17 protein-coding genes are annotated in these 22,704 nt (G+C 68.9%); 5 read left to right on the plus strand and 12 right to left on the minus strand.

The window, feature by feature from the left end; translation table 11 throughout:
* Positions 1-52: 52 nt before the first annotated feature.
* From KJK29_RS18775 to KJK29_RS18795, 5 genes are all read right to left on the minus strand, one after another.
* Positions 53-1,024: an anti-sigma factor family protein gene (locus KJK29_RS18775; protein ID WP_215120313.1), complete on the minus strand. Its 972-nt coding sequence runs from the start codon at positions 1,022-1,024 to the stop codon at positions 53-55.
* Complete coding sequence (gene sigM, locus KJK29_RS18780; RefSeq protein ID WP_215120314.1) at positions 1,021-1,746, minus strand: RNA polymerase sigma factor SigM; 726 nt, start codon at positions 1,744-1,746, stop codon at positions 1,021-1,023. Before sigM ends, KJK29_RS18775 begins: the two co-directional genes overlap by 4 nt.
* A gap of 27 nt (positions 1,747-1,773) precedes the next feature.
* Complete coding sequence (locus KJK29_RS18785) at positions 1,774-3,465, minus strand: protein kinase family protein (protein ID WP_215120315.1); 1,692 nt, start codon at positions 3,463-3,465, stop codon at positions 1,774-1,776.
* A gap of 141 nt (positions 3,466-3,606) precedes the next feature.
* Positions 3,607-5,916 (minus strand): murein biosynthesis integral membrane protein MurJ, encoded by a 2,310-nt coding sequence (gene murJ, locus KJK29_RS18790; protein ID WP_215120316.1) that lies wholly within the window; start codon positions 5,914-5,916, stop codon positions 3,607-3,609.
* A gap of 42 nt (positions 5,917-5,958) precedes the next feature.
* Positions 5,959-8,370, minus strand: coding sequence for a DUF6049 family protein (locus KJK29_RS18795; RefSeq protein ID WP_215120317.1), 2,412 nt, complete (start codon positions 8,368-8,370; stop codon positions 5,959-5,961).
* 291 nt (positions 8,371-8,661) lie between these two features.
* Here KJK29_RS18795 and KJK29_RS18800 point away from each other — a divergent pair, with 291 nt between their 5' ends.
* Positions 8,662-10,107, plus strand: a complete 1,446-nt coding sequence (locus tag KJK29_RS18800) for a CCA tRNA nucleotidyltransferase (RefSeq protein WP_215120318.1) — start codon at positions 8,662-8,664, stop codon at positions 10,105-10,107.
* Positions 10,108-10,207: 100 nt separating this feature from the next.
* On the opposite strand, the gene KJK29_RS18805 is transcribed toward KJK29_RS18800, so the two are convergent.
* From KJK29_RS18805 to KJK29_RS18820, 4 genes are all read right to left on the minus strand, one after another.
* Positions 10,208-10,717, minus strand: a complete 510-nt coding sequence (locus tag KJK29_RS18805) for an LppU/SCO3897 family protein (protein WP_215120319.1) — start codon at positions 10,715-10,717, stop codon at positions 10,208-10,210.
* 123 nt (positions 10,718-10,840) lie between these two features.
* Entirely contained in the window at positions 10,841-12,103 is a 1,263-nt protein-coding gene (locus KJK29_RS18810) for an MFS transporter (RefSeq protein WP_215120320.1), read from the minus strand.
* 89 nt (positions 12,104-12,192) lie between these two features.
* Positions 12,193-13,275, minus strand: a complete 1,083-nt coding sequence (locus KJK29_RS18815; protein WP_184593856.1) for an inositol-3-phosphate synthase — start codon at positions 13,273-13,275, stop codon at positions 12,193-12,195.
* Positions 13,276-13,320: 45 nt separating this feature from the next.
* A complete protein-coding gene (locus tag KJK29_RS18820) occupies positions 13,321-14,004 on the minus strand; it encodes a PadR family transcriptional regulator (protein ID WP_215120321.1) in 684 nt (227 codons plus the stop codon).
* 768 nt (positions 14,005-14,772) lie between these two features.
* Between KJK29_RS18820 and KJK29_RS18825 the strand changes: the two genes are divergently transcribed.
* A complete protein-coding gene (locus KJK29_RS18825) occupies positions 14,773-17,034 on the plus strand; it encodes a transglycosylase domain-containing protein (protein ID WP_215124348.1) in 2,262 nt (753 codons plus the stop codon).
* A 121-nt stretch (positions 17,035-17,155) separates the two neighbouring features.
* Positions 17,156-18,667, plus strand: a complete 1,512-nt coding sequence (locus tag KJK29_RS18830) for a glycosyltransferase family 87 protein (RefSeq protein WP_215124349.1) — start codon at positions 17,156-17,158, stop codon at positions 18,665-18,667.
* 113 nt (positions 18,668-18,780) lie between these two features.
* On the opposite strand, the gene KJK29_RS18835 is transcribed toward KJK29_RS18830, so the two are convergent.
* The 3 genes from KJK29_RS18835 to KJK29_RS18845 all read right to left on the minus strand — a co-directional run bounded on the left by KJK29_RS18835 (position 18,781) and on the right by KJK29_RS18845 (position 21,479).
* Positions 18,781-19,812, minus strand: a complete 1,032-nt coding sequence (locus KJK29_RS18835) for an alanine racemase (RefSeq protein ID WP_215120322.1) — start codon at positions 19,810-19,812, stop codon at positions 18,781-18,783.
* A gap of 61 nt (positions 19,813-19,873) precedes the next feature.
* Positions 19,874-20,995 (minus strand): peptidoglycan bridge formation glycyltransferase FemX, encoded by a 1,122-nt coding sequence (gene femX, locus KJK29_RS18840; RefSeq protein WP_215120323.1) that lies wholly within the window; start codon positions 20,993-20,995, stop codon positions 19,874-19,876.
* Positions 20,996-21,161: 166 nt separating this feature from the next.
* Complete coding sequence (locus KJK29_RS18845; protein WP_215120324.1) at positions 21,162-21,479, minus strand: hypothetical protein; 318 nt, start codon at positions 21,477-21,479, stop codon at positions 21,162-21,164.
* 263 nt (positions 21,480-21,742) lie between these two features.
* Between KJK29_RS18845 and rpsF the strand changes: the two genes are divergently transcribed.
* Together rpsF and KJK29_RS18855 are read left to right on the plus strand one after the other, a co-directional pair.
* Positions 21,743-22,033 (plus strand): 30S ribosomal protein S6, encoded by a 291-nt coding sequence (gene rpsF, locus KJK29_RS18850; RefSeq protein ID WP_030847098.1) that lies wholly within the window; start codon positions 21,743-21,745, stop codon positions 22,031-22,033.
* A gap of 76 nt (positions 22,034-22,109) precedes the next feature.
* On the plus strand, positions 22,110-22,703 hold the full coding sequence (locus tag KJK29_RS18855) for a single-stranded DNA-binding protein (protein WP_215120325.1): 594 nt from the start codon (positions 22,110-22,112) through the stop codon (positions 22,701-22,703).
* Position 22,704: the final 1 nt, after the last annotated feature.

Consider the following 22,704-nt stretch of genomic DNA (forward strand, 5'->3'; position numbering starts at 1 on the left):
GGAGATGCGGCACTGTGCTGGATACCACGCAGGGCACAGACGATGCACTCGCTCAGGAGGACGGGTAGGAGCGCTCCAGGAGGACCTTGCCCTCAGCCGTGGACGCCTGGTGATCCACACAGGTCGCGTCGACGACATAGGCGGTGACCCGGGTGGCATCGGAGGCGCTGGGCAGCAGCACGAGCATGGCCTTCTTCCCCTGATACGTGCCGTTCTCGACAGCCAGGGCCGCGTCCTTGCGCCCGATGCCGTCACGGACGCAGCCGGGCACGGTGGGTTCCCTGAGGACCCTGGGGTTATTGGTGCCGGGGGCGGTCGCCGCACCGAGCGGGGTGCGGGAGCTGCCGCCCTCCTCGCTCTGGTTCTTGGCCAGGAGATCGGTGACCTGCTTCTGCAGCTTGCCCTCGGAGAAGGTGTCCGCAGCGGTGGTCTGCCGATCGCCCGCTGTGTCGTGGGTCGGCTTGTTGTCGCCGAGTGACGACAGCAGGACGGAGCCCAGCCCCAGGGCTGCCACCGTGAAGACGGTCCCCAGAACGGCAATCCTGCGACGCCCGTTGCGTGTGCGCCCCTTGCGGCCCGGTCCGGTGGTGGAAGAGCGGGGGCGCCCGGCGGGCCGGTCGGCGGGTGTCGATGTTTCACGTGAAACATGCGCACCGCTGTCGGGCTCGGAACTGTCGCGTCCGGAATTGGCGTGCCGGGAACTGTCGCGCTCGGAAGCGGAACGGGGAGCGCTTGCCGGCGCCGGCCCCTCTGCGGCCTCGGGCTCCGTGGCGTGCAGCAGAGCCTCGGCGGCGAGTGCGGCATCGATGCGGCCTGCGACCTCGGCGGGCATGCGCGGGGGGCCCGGCAGCGTGCCGAGCAGGCCGCGGATCTCCTCCAGGGAGGCATAGACGTCCGCGCAGAGCTCACAGCCGTCCAGATGGCGACGCACGTCGCTGCTCCGGGGCGCAGGGAGGATGCCCTCGGAGAGGTCGGAGATCTCCGCGACGTCCGGGTGCCCTGCCATGTCTGTCGTCGACGTCACGCTCGTCCACCTCCGCCCTTCACTGCGGCTGAGTCGCTCGGTCCTGTGTCCGGCGGTCCCGTTCGGCGTGGTCCCGCTGCGGGTGGGACGGTTGGCTCTTGCGTCCGGTTCCGTTCCCCGCCGGGGTTCTTGCCCTCGCCGCCGCTGTTGGGCCGCAGATGGGTGAGCAGCGGCAGGAGTCTGGCTCTGCCGCGTGCGCACCGGCTCTTCACCGTGCCGGTCGGCACGTCGAGGATGCGGGCCGCCTCCGCGACCGGGCAGCCCTGCATGTCCACCAGGACGAGCGCCGCGCGCTGATCGGCAGGCAGGGTCCCCAGGGCTTCGATCAGCTGCCGATGGAGATCATTGCGCTCGGCGGGCGCGGAGGCCGACTCGTGCGGCTCCAGCAGCTGCTCGAGACGCTCGGTGTCGTCGACGGGAGAGGTCTTCCGGGAGGCGACCTTGCGGGCGCGGTCCAGGCAGGCGTTCACCGTGATCCTGTGCAGCCAGGTTGTGACGGCCGACTGGCCCCGGAAGGTGTGGGCGGCCCGGTAGGCGGACACGAGGGCGTCCTGCACCGCGTCAGCGGCCTCCTCGCGGTCTCCCAGCGTCCGCAGGGCGACGGCCCAGAGACGATCGCGATGCCGCCGCACGATCTCGCCGAAGGCGTCGGGGTCGCCTTCGACATGGCGGGCGAGCAGATCCTGATCGCTTACTCCGTCGTACCCGGTGCCGTCTGCCATCGGCCTCCTTCCTCGAGGCAGATGCCGTCAGCTGGTCACCTTGATGTCCACGACTCGGGCGCGGTAGTTGCCTTGCTCCGTCAGTGGCAGCTTGGTCAGCCACACCAGGAGGTACCGCGTGCTGAGCGACTTATCGGGCTTGAGGGCAACAGTCGTACCTGAGCCGTCGGCGACCTTGGTGTAGCCGTCGAAGGACTGGGGCTGTGTACCCGAGTCCCCGGCCGCGCGGAGCTCAGCGGAGGTGTCCCCCTTGAAGGACACAGTCACCTTTCCTACCTGTTGGACCTTGCCGAGGTCGAGGATGACGCCCACACCGGACTTCAGCCGACCGAAGTCGGCACTCGTGTAGAAGCTCGTTTCCCAGTAGGTGCCAGGAGCGGTGTCGTAGAGCTGGTCTATCTCGTCCGGATTCTCGGATCCGTCGTTGCCGAACGGGTCGAAGTCCTGGGCGCCCTCGATGGTGATCGGCTTGCTGACCGGCCTCTTCTGGTTCTTCTCGCCGCCGCCCGGTGTCTGCGTCTGGTTGGGTTCGTCCGTCTTGCCGCCCTGGTCCATGAGCGCGTCCGCGAGCTGCCAGCTTCCGAGGCCCAGTGCGGCGATCAGGAGCGCGGACACGGCCCACTTCAGGGCCTTGCCCGTGCGGCTCTGCAGCGGGGGCGGCGGGGTCGGGACCGGCTGGGTGGCGCCGAGACGCGGGGCCTGGCGGCCGTACGTGCCCTGCTGGTACGTCGTGCGCTGGTACTCGGGCGGGGCCGTGAACGCCGGCTCCGGCGGACGGATGCGGGGCATCTCGCCGATCGCCTTCACCAGTTCCTCGGGCGTCGTGCACGGCGACTCGTGCCGCGAGGCGGTGGCACCGTCGTTGACGAGCGCGCGCATGGACAGCTCGGACAGCCCGCGGTGCACACCGGCACGCACCTGGTCGGGTGCGATCAGGCCGATGTCCTTCGGCAGCCCCGCCAGGCCGTAGGCGTCGCTCTCGTACGGCCAGCGCTGGGTGAGCGCCGCGTACAGCAGGGCACCGATGGCCTCGGTGTCGGTGCGCTGCGGGGTCTCGGTCGTGACGCCGCGCAGGGCGGCGTTCACGGCGAGCCCGCGGATGCGCCACTGACCGGTCGAGGTGCGCAGCACGGCGTTGGGGTTCAGCCGCAGATGGGCGAGACCCTCACGGTGCGCGGCGGCCATGGCCGAGGAGATCTGACTGACCATCTGGTAGGCGTCGTACGGCTCCAGCGGCCCGGAGGCGAGGAGCGGGGTCAGCTCCGTCGCGTCGGGAAGCCACTCGTGGACGACGTAGACGAGGTCGTTCTCCTCCACCGCGTCCAGCACCTGGACGAAGCGGGGGTCGCCGAGAAGCGCGGATGAGCGTGCGGCGGCCAGGACCGAGCGGGCCCGTGAGTGGTCGGCGGGCAGGATGTGCACGCCGACGGCACGGCGGAGCTTCTCGTCCACGGCACGCCAGCTGCTGAAACCGTCCAGACGGGTGACGCACTCCTCGAGGCGGTAGCGTCTGGCGAGTTTGTGCCCGCTGTGCAGTTCCGGCGGCGAGGTCGTTCCGGGCCCGTCGGTCCGGGTGCTCTCCTGTACCTCGTCGCTGTCCGTGTCCCGCTCCCGGTTCTTGGCCACCCCGTCGGCCGTGGACTGGTCCGCCTTGGCGGTCAGCGACGTGTCGTCGCTGTTGTCTGCCACGTCGACGGCAGCCGTACTACGTTCCGCCACCGTCGTTCCTGCCTCCCCATCCATGTGCGCGCCGGCCGGCATCCGTTGCGCGCCGTCCGACGCCGAAACCAATTGTGCCCACAGTCCGCCGCTATGCACGACACGCGGCGGCTGACGATGGTTGTGCGCCTACCCCCCGACTCAGCGTCCCAGGCGTCCGCGGACCATGCCGACCAGCGAGTTGAGTTCCTCGATGCGCATGCGGCGGGCGGCGACGAAGAAGATCCCGAGAAGCACGGCACCGCCGGCCAGTACCCCGGCGAGCGAGCCCAAGACGCCCTGGCCGATGGTCTGGCCGATGCCGTAGCAGGCCGCGCCGCTGAGCAGTGCGGCCGGGATCGACGCGATGCACAGCCGGGCGTAAGTCCGCAGGACACGGGCGCCGTCGAGGTCCCCGCCCAGCCGCTTGCGCAGCCGGCTCCAGGCGACGCCGACACCGATCGCGTACGCCAGGCCGTACGAGGCGGCCATGCCGACCACGGCCCAGCGGGCCGGGACGACGAAGTAGCAGACCGCCGACGCGCCCGCGTTGACCGCGGCCACGATGACTGTGTTGTAGAAGGGGGTTCGGGTGTCCTCGTAGGCGTAGAAGGCGCGCAGGACGACGTACTGCACCGAGTACGGGATCAGGCCGAGACCGAACGCCATCAGCATGAAGCCCATGTTGGTGGCCGCGCTGGTGCCCGAGGAGCCGAACATCAGCGTGCACATGGGGATGCCGAGCGAGAGGAAACCGAACGCGATCGGCACGATCGCGACCGCCGTGGTGCGCAGGCCCTGGGAGATGTCGTCGCGGACGGCGCCCGCGTCGCCCTCGGCCGCCGACCGCGACAGACGCGGCAGCAGCGCGGCCATCAGGGAGACCGTGATGATCGCCTGCGGAAGGCCCCAGATGAGCTGCGCGTTGGCGTAGGCGGAGAAACCGGTGCCGTCCATGGGCGAGGCCTTGCCCGCCGCGGTGGACAGCCAGACGACGACCATGGCGCCCGCCTGGTTGGCGAGGACGAACAGGATCGTCCACTTGGCGAGCGTCATGGCCTTGCCGAGGCCATGGCCCTTCCAGTCGAAGCGCAGCCGCAGCCGGAAGCCGGTCTCGCGCAGGTAGGGGATCATCGCCAGCGCCTGGACCACGAGGCCGAGCAGGACACCGATGCCGAGGAGCCGCTGGCCCTCCGGCGGGATGGTCGTGACCTTCATCCCGGAGTCGGCCGCTGTGCCGTAGACGAAGATGAACATGCCCAGCGTCACGATGATGACGATGTTGTTCAGGACCGGGGTCCACATCATCGCGCCGAACTTCCCGCGCGCGTTGAGGATCTGGCCCATCACCACATGGATGCCCATGAAGAAGATCGAGGGCAGGAAGTACTGGACGAAGGTGATCGCGACCTGATTCGCCGCGGGATCGCTGGCGATCGAGGGGGACATCAGGCGGATCAGGAGCGGCGCAGCGAAGATCGCGAGCGCGGTGAGCCCGCCGAGCGCCACCATGACGAGGGTCAGCAGGCGGTTGGCGTACGCCTCGCCCCCGTCCTCGTCGTCCTTCATGGCGCGCACGAGCTGCGGCACGAAGACGGAGTTGAGACCGCCGCCGACCGTGAGGATGTAGAGCATCGTCGGCAGCTGGTAGGCGACCTGGAAGGTGTCGCCGAGGAAGCCGACGCCGATGGCCGACACGATCAGCGCGGAGCGGATGAAGCCGGTGAGGCGGGAGACCATCGTGCCGGCCGCCATCACGGCGCTGGACTTCATCAGCCCTGCGGCGCGACCGCCCTTCTTGGGAGCCGGCGAGGCAGCGGGCTCCGGGGCGGGCGGTTCGTCCACGAGGGGCGGGGCCGGTGCGGTCTGGCCGGGCGCGCCGTACGGACCCTGCGCCCCGTACTGGCCCTGTGCCGTGTACTGGCCCTGGGCCATCTGTCCGGGGGCCTGGGACGGTCCGGGGACCGAGGGCTGCTCGTACGACGGGTGACCGCTGTTCTGCTGCTGGTCCCTGTAGAGGTGTGCGAAGGCGTCCGGTTCCTGGCGCGGCTCGCCCGCCTGGGAGACCAGATCGTCCACTCCCACGAACTGGGTGGTCCTGGGGTCGTCGCCGTACGGCAGGTGCCGTGTCGGGCCCTCCGGCTCCGGCGCGGGCGTCTGGGCCCACACCTGAGGGTCGGGCGCGTAGGGCGACTGCGGCGGCTGGGCGTACATCTGCTGCGGCTGGTACGTGCCGGCAGGGGGCGGTGGGTGTGCGGCGCGGTCGTAGAGCGCCTCGGCGACCGGGTCCTGGGCGGAGAGGTCCTGTGCCCGGTAGGGGTCCTGGTCGTAGGCGTCCTGGAGGTACATGTCCGCGGGGGGCTGCGGCGGTACCTGGCCGTGCTCGGCCGGCGGGCCCTCGGGCCCACCCGACTCGGGGTAGCCCGAGCTGCCCGCGGCACGGCCGCGGTCACCGTCGTACGGCGCGTTCATGGTTACCCCACCTCATCGTCCCCGGCCCACCGGCCACGACATCTAACGGTCCACTCTCTCACCCGTGCCGGACGGGTCGGCGCTTTCCGCTGCGGTGTCCGGGGCCGGGTCACTCGGCTGCTCCGGGCCCTCAGCCCGCGATCCGGCCTCCGTCTTCTGCTGGAGACGGTCGCCGGGGGCCTCGGGGTTCTGCGCAGCGCCGGCCGGGCCCTGCGGGCTGTCGGCGTCGTCGTCCGGCTCGGCGGGGCCGTCCTCGTCCGTGTCCGCTTCGCGGGCGGCGGCGCGCTTGCGCTGGGTGTACATACGGAAGCCCGCGAGGACCAGGAGCAGGACACCGCCGCCGATGACCAGCATCACGGTGGCCGTGACCTCGGTGACCTTCACGTCGAAGGTGACGGGAGCGCCGTACTTCTGGCCGTCCTCCGTGTAGAGCTGGGCGACGACCTCCGCCCGGCCGTTGGCGTTGGCGGACGTGGTGAACTTCACCGACTGGCTGTGGCCGCCGTTCACGGTGACGCGCTGTTCCTCGTAGGCGTCGTCGCCGATCTTCAGGCGCGTCGGGTTCTTCGACGTGAGCCGCAGCTGCAGGTGCTCGACGCCCTGGACCAGGTTGTTCTGGACGGTCACGGGGATGGTGGCGCTGCGGCCGGAGAGCTTGGTCTCCGACTTCTCGATCAGCTTGACCCCGTCGGTGAGCCCGTCGAGGTACGACTCGACGCCGTCGCGGTATCCCACTGCCGCGACGCCCCGGCCACGCCACGACGTGGACATCTCGCGGTTCATCGCCCGCCCGAAGGGGGTCACCACCCGGGACTGGTCGGTGAGGATCACCTTGAAGCTGTCGAGCTTGCCCTGCGTCCTCGCGATCTGCTCGAAGCCGGCCCGCAGCAGCTCCTGGTTGCGCAGCGAGGACGGGTAGGCCGAGGCCGACGGCACCTTGGTGTTGGCCGCCGGGTCCGGCTTGGCCTTGGCGGCGTCCGTGAGGTCCTGCGACTCGGCCCAGTTCCCGCTCTGGAGGGTCCCCAGAGCCTCGGCCATGGCCTGCGCCTGGCTCACGGAGGGCATGCGCTGCGGGGCGACGACGACACTGCGCTGCTTGCCGCTCTGCTGGCCGAGCGCCAGGCTCTGGGCCAGGAAGCGCTGCACGGCGAGGGTGGACGCGGAAGCCTTCGTCAGGTTGCCCTGGAACGCCGTGGACAGCCTGGCGTCCGCGACGACCGCCGTGGTGCCGCCGCCGACGGGCCGGGCCGCGGAGGGCGTGTACGACAGGTTGTCCTGGAGGCTGTCACTGCGGGCGATCACCTTGTCGGCGCCCGCCGAGGTGGCGACCTTCACGATCGACGGATCGACGGCCCCGTCCGCGGGCCAGGCGAAGTCGGTGGACGGCTTCACGTGGAGGATCGTCTCCACCGTGTCCTCGACGACGTCGGTGGCCTCCTTGAGGTGGCTCAGCGAGCCCGTGACGTTCGTGCCGTTGTGGGCGAGGGAGGCCAGATCCGGGTCGCCGAAGGGCAGGGCGACGACCTCCTTGCCCGTGACGGCCTGCTGGAGCTCGGCGAGCCACCGCTTGGCGACCGCCTGGTTACGGCCGGCGGTGGTGGTGCCGTCCTCGCCTCTGACCTCGTAGTTCCGCGTCATCGCGTCGACGGATGCCAGCAGGTCAGGGTCGATCACCCAGGTGATGTCGAGGCCCTTGCCCAGCGACACCATCTGGTCGAGGCGGCCGCCGGGGGCGATCTCCTCGGCGAGGTCGTCGTTGCGGAAGACCGGTGTCTGCTGCTCGTTCGACCCCGTCTCCGCCGTCATATGGACGGTGGAGGTGAGCGGCCACATGAACGTGGTCTTCGTCTTGGTGCCGGCTTCCTCGGGCTGCCACGGCAGGAAGGTGCGCTGGACCCCCAGGACCTGGTCCCAGGGCTGCGCGGAGGTCTCCCCGGAGAGCGCGACGGCCAGCTGGTAGACGCCGTCCGGGCCGAGGTCCAGCTCGTCGGCCGGCACGGAGATGTTGAAGGGCTCGGCCACGCCGGGGGTGAGCTTGGAGAACTTCTCGCTGTACTTGCCGCCGACCGCCTTGCCGGCGGGGCCCTGGACGTCGTTGCTCTTCTTGGCGAGGGCGTCGATGGAGGAGCGGGTGTCGAGTGAGGGACCCACCCGCAGATCGACGTGGGCGTCGGTGACCGCTTGCCTGCCGTTGTTGGTGACCGTGCCCTGCACCGTCACCGTGTCCCCGTCGCTGGGGGCGGTGGGGGTGAGCGAGTCGACAGCGACGGCCACCGAGCCCGCGCCGCCGGTCGCCTGCGGGGCCTCCTGTCCGGCCGCGTCCGCCGGGGCCGCGGCGGGCAGCTGGAGCAGCCCGGCCAGCAGGGGCGCACCGGCGAGCAGTGCCCCGGTGCGCCGCAGCCACCGGCGGGCAGGTGAGGCACTGGTCCCCTGGAAGTCTGCCGCGTCGGCCACGCGCTTCGCCCGTCCCTTGTCGTCGTCAGTGGTCGTCGGAATGTGCGTCCACGCATGGTAACGATGCGCGCTGAGGGGAAGTGCCGCGGTCCGTTCCACAAGATCGCGGGCCGACACCGGCCTGCCCGGTATGTGACCGTATAGAAGGGAGCGGCTCTTTACATCTCCAGGGCGGGTCTTGTGCGTCTATTCACGGACGAGTCCGCACGCGTAATGACGAGTCCGCATGACGAGTCTGCACGCGTAATAGGGGGAGCTCATGGCCGCCCGGGCCACGTACCCTCTTCTGTTGTGCCGAACGCCAACGAAGAAACGTCCAGTGCCCTCAGCCAGGTGCAGCACCGTGCGGTGAGTGAACTGCTGCGGGTCGCTCCTGTCGCCGATGACCTCGCCCGCCGATTCCGGGAGGCCGGGTTCTCACTCGCCCTGGTCGGCGGCTCGGTCCGGGACGCGCTGCTGGGCCGGCTCGGCAACGACCTGGACTTCACGACCGACGCCCGTCCCCAGGACGTACTCAAGATCGTGCGCCCGTGGGCCGACGCCGTCTGGGAGGTCGGGATCGCCTTCGGCACCGTCGGCGCCCAGAAGGACGGCTACCAGATCGAGGTCACCACCTACCGTTCGGAGGCCTACGACCGCACCTCGCGCAAGCCCGAGGTGTCGTACGGCGACTCCATCGAGGAGGACCTCGTCCGTCGTGACTTCACCGTGAACGCGATGGCCGTCGCGTTGCCGGAGAAGGAGTTCGTCGACCCGCACGGTGGGCTCGAGGATCTCGCGGCGCGTGTGCTGCGCACTCCTGGCACCCCGGAGGAGTCCTTCTCGGACGACCCGCTGCGGATGATGCGGGCCGCGCGCTTCGCGGCTCAGCTCGACTTCGAGGTCGCCCCCGAGGTCATCACGGCGATGACGGAGATGGCCGGGCGTCTCGACATCGTCTCGGCCGAGCGGGTGCGGGACGAGCTGAACAAGCTGGTCCTGTCGCGTCACCCGCGCAAGGGCCTGACGCTGCTTGTCGAGACCGGCCTCGCCGAGCGTGTGCTGCCCGAGCTGCCCGCCCTGCGCCTGGAGCGTGATGAGCACCACCGGCACAAGGACGTCTACGACCACACGCTGATCGTCCTGGAGCAGGCGATGGCGCTGGAGGACGACGGTCCCGACCTGACGCTCCGCCTGGCCGCCCTGCTCCATGACATCGGCAAGCCGCGCACCCGTCGCTTCGAGACGGACGGCCGGGTCTCGTTCCACCACCACGAGGTGGTCGGGGCGAAGATGACCAAGAAGCGCATGACGGCCCTCAAGTACTCCAACGAGCTGGTGAAAGACGTCTCACGTCTGGTCGAGCTCCACCTGCGCTTCCATGGCTACGGCACCGGCGAGTGGACGGACTCCGCGGTCCGCCGCTACGTCCGTGACGCCGGCCCGCTCCTCGATCGCCTCCACAAGCTGACCCGCTCGGACTGCACCACGCGCAACAAGCGCAAGGCGACGGCCCTGTCGCGTGCGTACGACGGTCTCGAGGATCGGATCGCCAGCCTTCAGGAGCAGGAGGAGCTGGACTCCATCCGCCCTGACCTCGACGGCAACCAGATCATGGAGATCCTCGGCGTCGCTCCCGGCCCGGTCATCGGCCGCGCTTACAAGCACATGCTGGAGCTGCGGCTGGAGAACGGCCCGATGGAGCACGAGGTCGCGCTGGCCGCGCTCAAGGAGTGGTGGGCCGAGCAGGAGGGCTGAGGCTGTGAAACGGGGTCATGTTTCACGTGAAACATGACCCCGCAGGTGACAGCCGAGGGGCGGTGTTTCACGTGAAACACCGCCCCTCTCTGTGTCTGCCTTACTTCTTGTAGTCCTTCAGGCAGAGCAGGAAGTCCTTGCCGTCACCGCTCTCGGTGTACGAGTACTGGAAGTCCTTGGCCTCGGACCGGCACTTGCTCGACGCCAGCGTGTCCGTGAGGTACGCGCCCTCGATCTTGGCCAGCACGATGTACTGAGCCTTCGCGTCGCTGCACTTGACGACCTCGAGGTCGGGGTTGTTGTCGCTGGTGCTGCCGCGGTGCATGCAGTCGCCGACGGCCGCCGTGTTGGCGTCGTCCCGGCTGGTTATCCAGCCGCCGATGGCCACGCTCGCCACCGCGATGACGATCACGATGTTCTTGATGGTCTTGAAGCTGAGCTTGCGGCCGGACGGCTGCGGCGGGACCGGGGCGTACGGAGCGCCCTGGGGCGGGAAGCCGGGCTGGCCGGGCTGCTGGGGGTAGCCGCCCTGCGGCGGGTAGGGAGCCTGGGGCGGACCCGCGGGCTGGTTCTGGGCGAACGGGTTGCCCTGGGGCGGCGGAGTGGTCATTCGGGGGTCCCCCTAGTGCATGGTGAATGACGCGAACATGTCGCGAGATAAGACGCACGTAAGTTATCGGGCCCCACTGACAACCCAGTAGTCAGGAGTGGCTCTGTGTCATTGATGTGACACTTACTGGTGGCCAAACCGGGCCATAGCAGCCGCTACTGCCGCGTAGATGACGGCGATCGTGATCACCAGCGGCGCGGATCGGCCGTCCGGCGGCAGCATCAGGGCGGCCACGGCGGCGGCGCCGACGAAGAAAGCGTTGAAGAGGACGTCGTAGACGGAAAAGATCCGGCCACGGAAACCGTCCTCCACGGACGACTGGACGATGGTGTCCGTGGCGATCTTCGCGCCCTGGGTGGTCAGCCCCAGGACGAAGGCCGCGACCATCAGCGGGGTGGTCGCGAACGGCAGCCCCAGAGCGGGCTCCAGCAGCGCGGCGGCCCCCGCGCACACGACGATCCAGCGGCCCGGCCCCAGCCGCCCCGCGGCCCAGGGTGTCACCACGGCCGCCGCGAAGAACCCCGCCCCCGAGACGCCCAACGCCAGTCCCAGCAGGGCGAGCCCGTCGTCCGTGGTCGAGGTGAGCGCGTACCGGCAGAGCATCAGCAGCATGACCAGCAGGGCGCCGTAGCAGAACCGCATCAGCGACATCGCCGCCAGCGCCCAGGCGGCCTCCCTGCGCTCCGGCGCGGCCAGGTGACGTACGCCGGCCACCAGATCGCGGGCGGTGCCCGTGACAGCGAGCCCGAACCGCTCGCGTACCAAGGTCCGGTCGGGGCCGAGCAGTTCCCGCGCCATGCTCAGCGACGCCACAGCCGCGCAGAGATACAGCCCGGCCGCCACGAGCACCACGGCGGCGTCGGAGTCCGCGACCACCAGGCGTACGGCGAAGGCCAGGCCACCGCCCGCGGTCGCCGCCAGCGTTCCGGCGGTCGGGGAGAGGGAGTTGGCGATGACCAGGCGCTCGGCGTCGACCACCCGCGGCAGCGAGGCGGACAGGCCCGAGAGAACGAACCGGTTGACCGCGGTGACACACAGGGCGGAGACGTAGAAGAGCCAGTCGGGAGCCGGGCTGAGTATCAGCAAGGCCGTCGCCGAGGCCAGCAGGGCGCGCAGCAGGCTGCCGTACAGCAGGACCTGGCGGCGCCGCCAGCGGTCCAGCAGCACACCGGCGAACGGGCCGACGAGGGAGTACGGGAGCAGCAGCACCGCCATCGCGGAGGCCACCGCCGCGGCCGAGGTCTGCCTCTCCGGAGAGAAGACGACGTACGCGGCGAGCGCGACCTGGTACACGCCGTCGGCGCCCTGGGAGAGCAGGCGCACGGCGAGCAGACGCCGGAAGCCCTGGAAGCGCAACAGGACGCGCAGGTCACGGACGACGGCCATGAGGCACAGCCTCACATACGGGGAGGGTCCCCGGGTCGTACGACCCGGGGACCCTCACAGCCCTGGCAGGAGCGACTTGTGGCGGCGCGTCAGCGCTCGACCTCACCCTTGATGAACTTCTCGACGTTCTCGCGGGCCTCGTCGTCGAAGTACTGCACGGGCGGGGACTTCATGAAGTAGCTCGACGCGGAGAGGATCGGGCCGCCGATGCCCCGGTCCTTGGCGATCTTCGCGGCGCGCAGGGCGTCGATGATGACGCCGGCGGAGTTCGGGGAGTCCCAGACCTCGAGCTTGTACTCCAGGTTCAGCGGGACGTCACCGAAGGCACGGCCCTCGAGGCGGACATAGGCCCACTTGCGGTCGTCCAGCCAGGCGACGTAGTCGGACGGGCCGATGTGGACGTTGCCCTCGCCCAGCTCGCGGTCGCGGATCTGGGAGGTGACGGCCTGCGTCTTGGAGATCTTCTTCGACTCGAGGCGGTCGCGCTCGAGCATGTTCTTGAAGTCCATGTTGCCGCCGACGTTCAGCTGCATCGTGCGGTCCAGGACGACACCCCGGTCCTCGAACAGCTTCGCCATGACGCGGTGCGTGATGGTGGCGCCGACCTGCGACTTGATGTCGTCGCCGACGATCGGGACGCCCGCCTCGGTGAACTTGTCCGCCCACTCCTTGGTGCCGGCGATGAAGACCGGAAGGGCGTTGACGAAGGCGACCTTGGCGTCGATGGCGCACTGGGCGTAGAACTTCGCCGCGTCCTCGGAGCCGACGGGCAGGTAGCAGACGAGGACGTCGATCTGCTTGTCCTTGAGGATCTGGACGACGTCGACCGGCTCCTCGGCGGACTCCTCGATCGTCTCGCGGTAGTACCGGCCGAGGCCGTCGAGGGTGTGGCCGCGCTGGACCGTCACGCCGGTGCTGGGCACGTCGCAGATCTTGATGGTGTTGTTCTCGGAGGCGCCGATGGCGTCCGCGAGGTCGAGACCGACCTTCTTGGCGTCCACGTCGAACGCGGCGACGAACTCGACGTCGCGGACGTGGTACTCGCCGAACTGGACGTGCATCAGGCCCGGCACCTTGGACGCCGGGTCGGCGTCCTTGTAGTACTCGACTCCCTGTACCAGCGAGGCGGCGCAGTTGCCCACGCCGACGATGGCTACGCGAACCGAACCCATTCCGGTTGCTCCCTGTGTGTATGAGTGAGGCCCTTCAAGGGGCTCTCACGTGGCGGTGTCGTCGGGCGTATCCGGCCGGGGGTCGCCCCCTGGCCGGGGCAGGCCGCCCGACGCTCCAGATGTGGTGTCACGCGAAGCGGGCTCCCCTGAGGAGGAACCGTTGAGGTCCCGCCCCGCCCGCTCGCTCTCGATGAGCTCGTTCAGCCAGCGCACCTCGCGCTCCACGGACTCCATCCCGTGGCGCTGAAGCTCAAGCGTGTAATCGTCGAGACGTTCCCGGGTCCGGGCCAGGGAGACGCGCATCTTCTCGAGGCGCTCCTCCAGCCGGCTGCGGCGGCCTTCCAGCACGCGCATGCGTACATCACGTGAGGTTTGCCCGAAGAAGGCGAAACGGGCGGCGAAGTGCTCGTCCTCGTACGCGTCGGGCCCGGTCTGGGAGAGCAGCTGTTCGAAGTGCTCTTTGCCCTCCGCCGTCAACCGGTAGACGATCTTGGCGCGCCGCCCTGTGAGGGGGGCGGCGAGGGCGTCCTCGGTGGTGTTCCCCGGCTCCTCGATCAACCAGCCGTTGGCGACCAGCGTCTTGAGGCAGGGATACAGCGTCCCGTAGCTGAACGCACGGAACACACCCAGTGATGTGTTGAGTCGTTTGCGCAGCTCATAGCCGTGCATCGGAGATTCGCGGAGCAGGCCGAGTACGGCGAACTCGAGGATCCCGGAACGCCGGCTCATCGTCGCCTCCTCTCTCCCGCGGTACCCATGTCTCGGTCCGATGTGTCGCGCTGATGTATCGACTCGATACATCACGACGATAGAACGGCCTTGCGGATGCGACAAGAGGGGGTGTGGTGAACGGGGTCACATCACCGATTCGTCAGACGCGAGTTGCCTGATTTGAGGTGAACTTCGGTCCTCGGCAGGTTTTGACGGTGCGTAGTCTGTGCGCCATGCACATCACCGGGAACCGTGGGACGCCTGAGGGCGTCCTCGTCTTCGGTGTAGTACGGGTGCATACGGGACCGATGAATGCGGAGCCCACCGCATCCGTACTTCGGGGGGACCGGAAACAAGCTGCCGTTTCCAGGCGCGCAGGGGTGCGCCTGCCCGAGGAGTAGTCGTTCGATGAGCGAGCACCGTCGCAAACCGCCGCAGCCGCAGGGAGGCGGACGTGCCGCGACCCGACGCGGCCAGTCCGGCTCGTCCTCCGGCCGCCGCGCGGCACCGCGAGGCGCCACCGGGTCTCCGTCCGACTCCTATGGGTCGGACTCCTACGACTCGGGGGGTGAGGAGCGCCAGTACGGCGGCCGTGCGGATGCCCGGCGTGCGGCGCAGAGAAGTGGGGGCGGCCGCCGCAGAGCGGCCGAACCGACACGAGGCGGCCGGCGCGCCGCTCCCGGCGGGCCGACCGGGCCCGGCCGGGGCAGAGGGCGCCCGGCCATGTACGACAAGAAGCGGATGATCGACTATCCGCGGGCCGGCAAGTACGGCTGGCAGCGCTGGATGCCGTCCTGGAAGCTCGTCTCAGGCCTGTGCATCGGCTTCTTCGGAAGCCTGGTGGCCGTGGCGGGCATCGGGTACGCGATGGTGGGCGTCCCCACCGAGGAGAACGCAGCCGCTCGGTCGCAGAACAACGTCTACTACTGGTCCAACGGCAATCAGATGATCGCGACCGGCAGTGGCCAGAACCGGCAGAACGTCACGATCGACAAGATCCCCAAGGCCATGCAGCAGGCGGTGATCTCTGCCGAGAACAAGAGCTTCTACCAGGACTCGGGCGTCGACCCCATGGGCATCGCCCGAGCACTGGCGAACATGGCCCGGGGCGGCGACACGCAGGGTGGTTCGACCATCACGCAGCAGTTCGTCAAGAACACCTACCTGAGCCAGGACCAGACGGTCACCCGTAAGTTCAAGGAGATGTTCATCTCGATCAAGGTGGGCACGAAGCTCACCAAGGACGAGATCCTCCAGGGGTACCTCAACACCTCGTACTACGGCCGCGGCGCGTACGGCATCCAGGCCGCCGCCCAGACGTACTACGGCAAGGACGCGGTCAAGCTCGAGCCGAGCGAATGCGCCTTCCTTGCCGCCCTGCTCAAGGGCCCGACGTACTACGACCCTGCGGGTAACGACGGCCTCGATCCGGCGGCGAACAAGAAGGACAACACCAAGCGGTCCAAGGAGCGCTGGGGCTGGATCCTCCAGCAGATGCACAACGACAACAAGCTCTCCGACGCCGACTACAAGAAGGCGATCAGCAAGTACCCCATGCCCGATCCGCGCAAGGCGGCCAAGGGCATGAGCGGTCAGATCGGCTACCTGGCGGACACGGCCAAGAAGTACGTCCTGAACCACTCCAACATCACGGAGAAGCAGTTCGACCAGGGCGGCTACCAGATCAAGACGACCTTCGACAAGGCCAAGGTCGAAGCACTGACCAAGGCCGTGAAGAAGGTCGAGAAGGAAAAGCTCGACCCGGAAAAGCGTGAGCTGGACAAGCACGTCCAGTTCGGCGCGGCGTCGGTGAAGCCCAAGGACGGCGCGATCGTCGCGCTCTACGGTGGCGCGGGGTACGAGAACGGCCACTTCAACAACAACGCGGACACCTCGGGTGTCCCCGTCGGTTCGACGTGGAAGCCGTTCGTGCTCGCCGCCGCCATGGAGCGCGGCACCTACCGGAGCGACGGCGTCGGTCTCTCGCCGCTCAGCAAGTACAACGGCAACGACCATCTCAAGATCAGGAACAACGACGGCACCTACGTCATGAAGAAGGACAACACGCCCTTCTTCCAGGAGAACGAGAGCGATCGCCCGTGGGGTTACATCTCCCTGCGCAAGGCGATGGAGCAGTCCGTCAACACCCCGTTCGTGCAGCTCGGCATGGACGTGGGGATGAAGAACGTGGCCGACCTGGCCGAGAAGGCCGGCATCCTGGACAGCAGCTTCGCCGGTCTCAACGCGTCGTTCGCGCTCGGCACGTCGACTCCCAGCGCGATCCGCATGGCCGACTCCTACGCGACGTTCGCCGCCTCCGGTAAGCAGGCCGCTCCGTACTCGGTGACGAGCGTCAAGTCCAACGGGGAGGAAGTTCCCGGCTTCGAGAAGCCGAGGATCACGCAGGCGATGCCCGAGAACGTGGCGAACAACGTCACGAACGTTCTGGAGAACGTCATCCAGAACGGTACGGGCAAGAACGCGCTGTCCCTGGGCCGTACGGCGGCCGGCAAGACCGGTACGACGGACGAGAACAAGTCGGCTTGGTTCGTCGGCTACACCCAGCAGCTCTCGACCTCGGTCGCGATGTTCCGTGAGGACCCCAAGAGCGCCAAGCTGCTCTCCATGAACGGCACGGCGGGCGAGGTGTCCATCCACGGTGGTGACGTCCCCACGCTGGTGTGGACCGAGTACATGAAGGCCGCCTTGAAGGGCGCGACCGACCTCGGCTTCCCGGAGCCCGAGAAGATCGGCGACATCCAGGACGCGGTGGGCGCTCCGACACCGACGCCGACTCCCAGTGTCGAGCCCAGCGAGACCGCCACCGAGTCCCCGAGCGCCACGCCCAGCGAGTCGCCTACGCTGCCGTCGCCCTCGCCCACCGACACCTGTGGCTTCTTCGGCTGCGATGAGGAAGACGGTGGAACGGAGAACGGCGGCACGGGCGGAGAGCCGAGCACCTCGCCCTCGCCAACGGATACGAGTGAGAACGGCGGTAACAGCAGAGGAAACGGCAACGGAGGCATCTTCGGAGGCCCCGAGGGGTAGCTGACCGAACGCCCGGCTTGGGTGTTTCACGTGAAACGCGAAGCTGTTTCACGTGAAACATGGGCCGCCGTACCCCTCGGGTACGGCGGCCCTCGGCGTTTCGACAGACACGTACGGCAGGATGTGCGGCATGCCCAGTGCAGAATCGACGCCAGCGAGCGTCCACGAGCCGGACCCGGTGCGGCCGACCAAGGAGGACGAGGTCGCCGCGGCCGGCAGTGAGCTGATCGGCGGCCCGTTGGGGCGGCGTGCCCTGCTCGGGACGTCCCGGTGGACTCCCGTGCGGGTGATCGCGCTGGTGGCGATCGGCATGTTCGCTCTCGGCCTGGTCCAGAAGGCGCCTTGCTTCAACGGAGCCTGGTTCGTCGGAGCCAGCTCCCAGTACACGCACGCCTGCTACTCGGACATCCCGCACCTCTACCAGGGGCGTGGCTTCGCCGACGGGCTCGTGCCGTACTTCGACCGGCTCCCCGGGGACATGCAGTACCTGGAGTACCCGGTACTGACCGGTGTCTTCATGGAGGTCGCCTCCTGGCTCACCCCCGGCAGCGGCACCATCCAGTACCAGGAGCAGTGGTACTGGATGGTCAACGCCGGGATGCTCATGGTGTGCGCGTCGGTCATCGCCGTCTGCGTGACCCGTACGCATGCCCGGCGTCCCTGGGACGGGCTGCTGGTTGCCCTGGCGCCCGCCTTCGCGCTGACGGCGACCATCAACTGGGACCTGCTGGCGGTGGCTCTGACGGCCGCGGCGATGCTGATGTGGTCACGCGGCCGCTCCCTCGCCTTCGGCGTCCTGCTGGGGCTCGCCACGGCCGCCAAGCTCTATCCCTTCCTGATCCTCGGGCCGCTGCTGGTGCTGTGCTGGCGCGCGGGCAAGTGGCGTGCGTTCGGGACGGCTCTGGGGGGCGCGGTCGTCGCCTGGGCCGTGGTGAACGGGCCGGTGATGCTCTTCGCGTTCGACGGCTGGTCGAAGTTCTACACGTTCAGCCAGGAACGAGGCGTCGACTTCGGCTCCTTCTGGCTGATCATGGCCCAGAACTCGGACGACCCGCTCGGCATCGACACCGTCAACACGCTCGCCACGCTGCTGATGCTGGTGTGCTGCGCGGCTGTCGCGGCGCTCGCCCTGACCGCCCCGCGCCGCCCGCGGTTCGCCCAGCTCGCCTTCCTGATCGTCGCGGCGTTCATCCTCACCAACAAGGTCTACTCGCCGCAGTACGTCCTGTGGCTGGTGCCCCTGGCGGCCCTCGCCCGGCCGAAGTGGCGGGACTTCCTGATCTGGCAGACCTGCGAGGTGGCGTACTTTCTGGGGATCTGGCTCTACCTCGCGTACACGACCAGCGGAGACGCCCACAAGGGCCTGCCGACCGACGGCTACCACTGGGCCATCGCCCTGCATCTGCTGGGGACGCTGTATCTGTGCGCCATGATCGTGCGCGACATCTTCATGCCGGAGCGGGATCCGGTGCGCCGGTCCGGCGACGACGACCCCTCGGGTGGAGTGCTCGACGGAGCCGAGGACGTCTTCGTCCTCGGTCGGGCGGCCCGTCCCGCCCGGCACACGACCGCTCGGTTCGACGGGGCTCAGGTCCAGTGGGGCAAACGGGACGCGACCGGCGGTTCGCTCTGAGCGAACGGCGCGAAGGGCCGTACAGCGAAGGGCCGTACAGCGAGAAGGCCGTACACGGGGAGCCCGTGTACGGCCTTCTCGCTGAGCTGTGCGACCTCAGTGCACCACGCCGGTCAGCGGTCCATGATCCGGTCGAACTGCGTGGTGGTGTGCCGCAGATGGGCCACCAGCTCCTCGCCGACCTTCGGCTCCGGCGCGTCCGAGGGCACGAACAGGATCGAGACCTGCATGTGCGGCGGCTCGGCGAACCAGCGCTGCTTGCCGCCCCAGACGAACGGTGAGAGGTTCCGGTTGACCGTCGCTAGGCCGGCGCGGGCGACGCCCTTGGCGCGCGGCATGACGCCGTGCAGCGCCTTGGGGGCCTCCAGGCCCACCCCGTGCGACGTACCGCCCGCCACGACCACCAGGAAGCCGTCCGAGGCCGCCTTCTGCTGCCGGTAGCCGAAGCGCTCGCCCTTGGCGACGCGCGTGACGTCCAGGACCGCGCCGCGGTACTCGGTGGCCTCGTGGTCCCCCAGCCACAGCCGCGTGCCGATGCGGGCACGGAACCGGGTCTGCGGGAACTGCTGCTGGAGACGGGCGAGTTCGTCGGCCTTGAGGTGGCTGACGAACATGGTGTGCAGGGGCAGCCGGGCCGCACGCAGCCGGTCCATCCAGCCGATGACCTCCTCGACCGCGTCCGAGCCGTCGGTGCGGTCCAGCGGCAGATGGATGGCGAAGCCCTCCAGGCGGACGTTCTCGATGGCGGCGTGCAGCTGGGCGAGGTCCTGCTCGCTGATGCCGTGCCGCTTCATCGAGGACATCACCTCGATCACCACACGCGCACCGACCAGGCCGTAGACGCCGTCTATCGACGAGACCGAGCGGATGACCCGGTCCGGCAGCGGAACCGGTTCCTCGCCGCGCCGGTACGGCGTCAGCACCAGCAGGTCGCCGCCGAAGAAGTCCTTGATCCGCGCGGCCTCGTACGTCGTGCCGACGGCGAGGATGTCCGACCCCAGCCGGGTGGCCTCCTCCGCCAGTCGCTCGTGCCCGAAGCCGTAACCATTGCCCTTGCAGACCGGGACGAGGCCGGGGAACTGATCCTGCACGTGCTTGTGGTGCGCACGCCAGCGCGCGGTGTCGACGTAGAGCGTGAGCGCCATGGCCGGACCTGGAACCTTTCTCGTGGCTGTCAGAGGTGCGGGATGAGGGGTGAGTGCGGGGTCAGCGGCGCGACATGTAGATGTCGAGCGCCTTGTGCAGCAGCTTGTTCAGCGGGAAGTCCCACTCGCCGAGGTATTCGGCCGCCTGGCCGCCCGTACCCACCTTGAACTGGATCAGGCCGAAGAGGTGGTCGGTCTCGTCCAGCGAGTCGGAGATGCCGCGCAGGTCGTAGACGGTGGCGCCGAGCGCGTAGGCGTCGCGCAGCATCCGCCACTGCATCGCGTTCGACGGCCGGACCTCACGGCCGATGTTGTCGGAGGCGCCGTAGGAGTACCAGACGTGACCGCCGACGATCAGCATCGTCGCCGCCGACAGGTTCACGCCGTTGTGCCGGGCGAAGTACAGCCGCATGCGGTTGGGGTCCTCGGTGTTGAGGGCCGTCCACATGCGCTGGAAGTACGACAGCGGGCGCGGCCGGAAGTGGTCGCGCACGGCCGTGATCTCGTACAGCCGCTGCCATTCCTCGAGGTCCTGGTAGCCGCCCTGGACGACCTCGACGCCGGCCTTCTCGGCCTTCTTGATGTTGCGGCGCCACAGCTGGTTGAAGTTCTTGTGGACCTCTTCCAGGGAGCGGTTGGCCAGCGGCACCTGGTAGACGTACCGGGGCTGGACGTCGCCGAAGCCGGCGCCGCCGTCCTCGCCCTGCTGCCAGCCCATGCGGCGCAGCTTGTCGGCGACCTCGAAGGCGCGCGGCTCGATGTGGTCGGCCTCGATGTCGCGCAGCCGCTTCACGTCAGGGTTCTGGATGCCCTGCTTGATGGAGGCGGCCTCCCAGCGCCGGATGATCACCGGCGGGCCCATCTTCACGGAGAAGGCGCCCTGCTGCTTCAGATGAGCCAGCATCGGCTCGATCCATTCCTGCAGATTCGGCGAGAACCAGTTGATGACCGGGCCCTCGGGCAGGTAGGCGAGGTAGCGCTTGATCTTGGGGAGCTGCCGGTAGAGGACCAGGCCGGCACCGACGAGCTCGCCGGTCCTGTCGTCGAACCACCCGAGGTGCTCGGAGCGCCACTCCGCCTTGACGTCAGCCCAGGCCGGGACCTGCATGTGGCTCGCCGACGGCAGGCTCTGGATGTATGCCAGATGCTGCTCGCGGCTGATGGTCCTCAGGGTCAGGCTCATTTCGGGGCGCTCCTCGGGCTGGTGTGTCCCCATGGGTTCAGGGGCTCCGGCTCTCGCGCGAAGCCTACTGCGCCTTGGGAGCGCGCCGGTTGGGCGTACGCCACCTTCGCCCCGGCCCGTATGCGGCCGGGGCGTCACACGATGTTCAGCTGGGGTGTGCCTGGCGTCAGTCGATGAGACCGCCGAACAACCCGCCGTGCGCCATGCCCAGGAAGAACCCGACAGCCGAGGCTCCCAGGCCCAGGATCAGGCCGAAGCGCTCACGGGTCGTCTCCGAGATCCACTGGCCGTACGCGCCGGTGAGAATGCCCACGAGGCCCGCCCAGGAGCTGAGCAGGTGCAGGTCATCGTCGACGAGTGCCACGACGAACGACGTGAGGCCCAGCACCAGGGTCACCGCGAGCAGGGTGTCCTGGAGGGGATGGGGCTTGCCGTCCGTGGCGAAGAGGCCGCCGGCGGTGTTGGGTCGCATTGCCTGTGCCATAGGGCACCTCCTGCGAGAGTCGGCGCATCGTAGCGCCATACACACCCGATGTGTACAGATTGGCTGCCCTGGCGGCCGGATTTCAACCGCAAGCCGCTGTGCGGGTACTCTGTACCGTCCGCACCGGTGTCTGCCCACATCACGGCAGGGGGTTCTCGACAGAACCCCGACTGTCAGTGGTGGCCGATACCGTCGGATACGCATCACAACCCTCCTGCCACGGATCGACCGTGGCCGCTGAGTCCAAAGGAGGTGGGTTCCACATGCGTCACTACGAGGTGATGGTCATCCTCGACCCCGAGGTCGAGGAGCGCGCTGTCTCTCCGTTGATCGAGAACTTCCTCTCTGTCGTCCGTGACGGCGGCGGAAAGGTCGAGAAGGTCGACACCTGGGGTCGTCGTCGTCTCGCGTACGAGATCAAGAAGAAGCCCGAGGGCATCTACTCGGTCATCGACCTGCAGGCCGAGCCTGCGGTCGTCAAGGAGCTCGACCGCCAGATGAACCTGAACGAGTCGGTCCTCCGGACCAAGGTCCTCCGCCCCGAGACCCACTGAGCTCTCCCGCTCAGCTGATCCCGGGATTCGAGTAGCAGCACAAGCAGCCAGCAGCAAACCCGCCGAGAGGTTCCCCATGGCAGGCGAGACCGTCATCACGGTGGTCGGCAATCTTGTCGACGACCCCGAGCTGCGCTTCACCCCCTCCGGTGCGGCCGTCGCGAAGTTCCGTGTCGCGTCCACTCCCCGCACCTTCGACCGCCAGACGAACGAGTGGAAGGACGGCGAGAGCCTCTTCCTGACCTGCTCGGTCTGGCGCCAGGCGGCTGAGAACGTCGCCGAGTCGCTCCAGCGAGGCATGCGCGTCATCGTGCAGGGCCGGCTGAAGCAGCGGTCCTACGAGGACCGGGAGGGCGTCAAGCGCACGGTCTACGAGCTGGACGTCGAGGAAGTCGGCGCCAGCCTGCGCAACGCCACGGCCAAGGTCACCAAGACCACCGGCCGCGGTGGCCAGGGCGGCTACGGCGGCGGCAGCGGTGGCGGTGGCGGCCAGGGTGGCGGCGGCTGGGGCGGCGGCCCCGGTGGCGGCCAGCAGGGCGGCGGCGCTCCCGCTGACGACCCGTGGGCGACCGGCGCTCCCGCCGGTGGCAACCAGGGCGGTGGCGGCGGCTGGGGTGGAAACTCCGGCGGCGGCGGTGGCGGCGGCTACTCGGACGAGCCCCCCTTCTAGG

Source organism: Streptomyces koelreuteriae, from assembly GCF_018604545.1.
In the GTDB taxonomy this organism is placed as follows: Bacteria; Actinomycetota; Actinomycetes; order Streptomycetales; family Streptomycetaceae; genus Streptomyces; species Streptomyces koelreuteriae.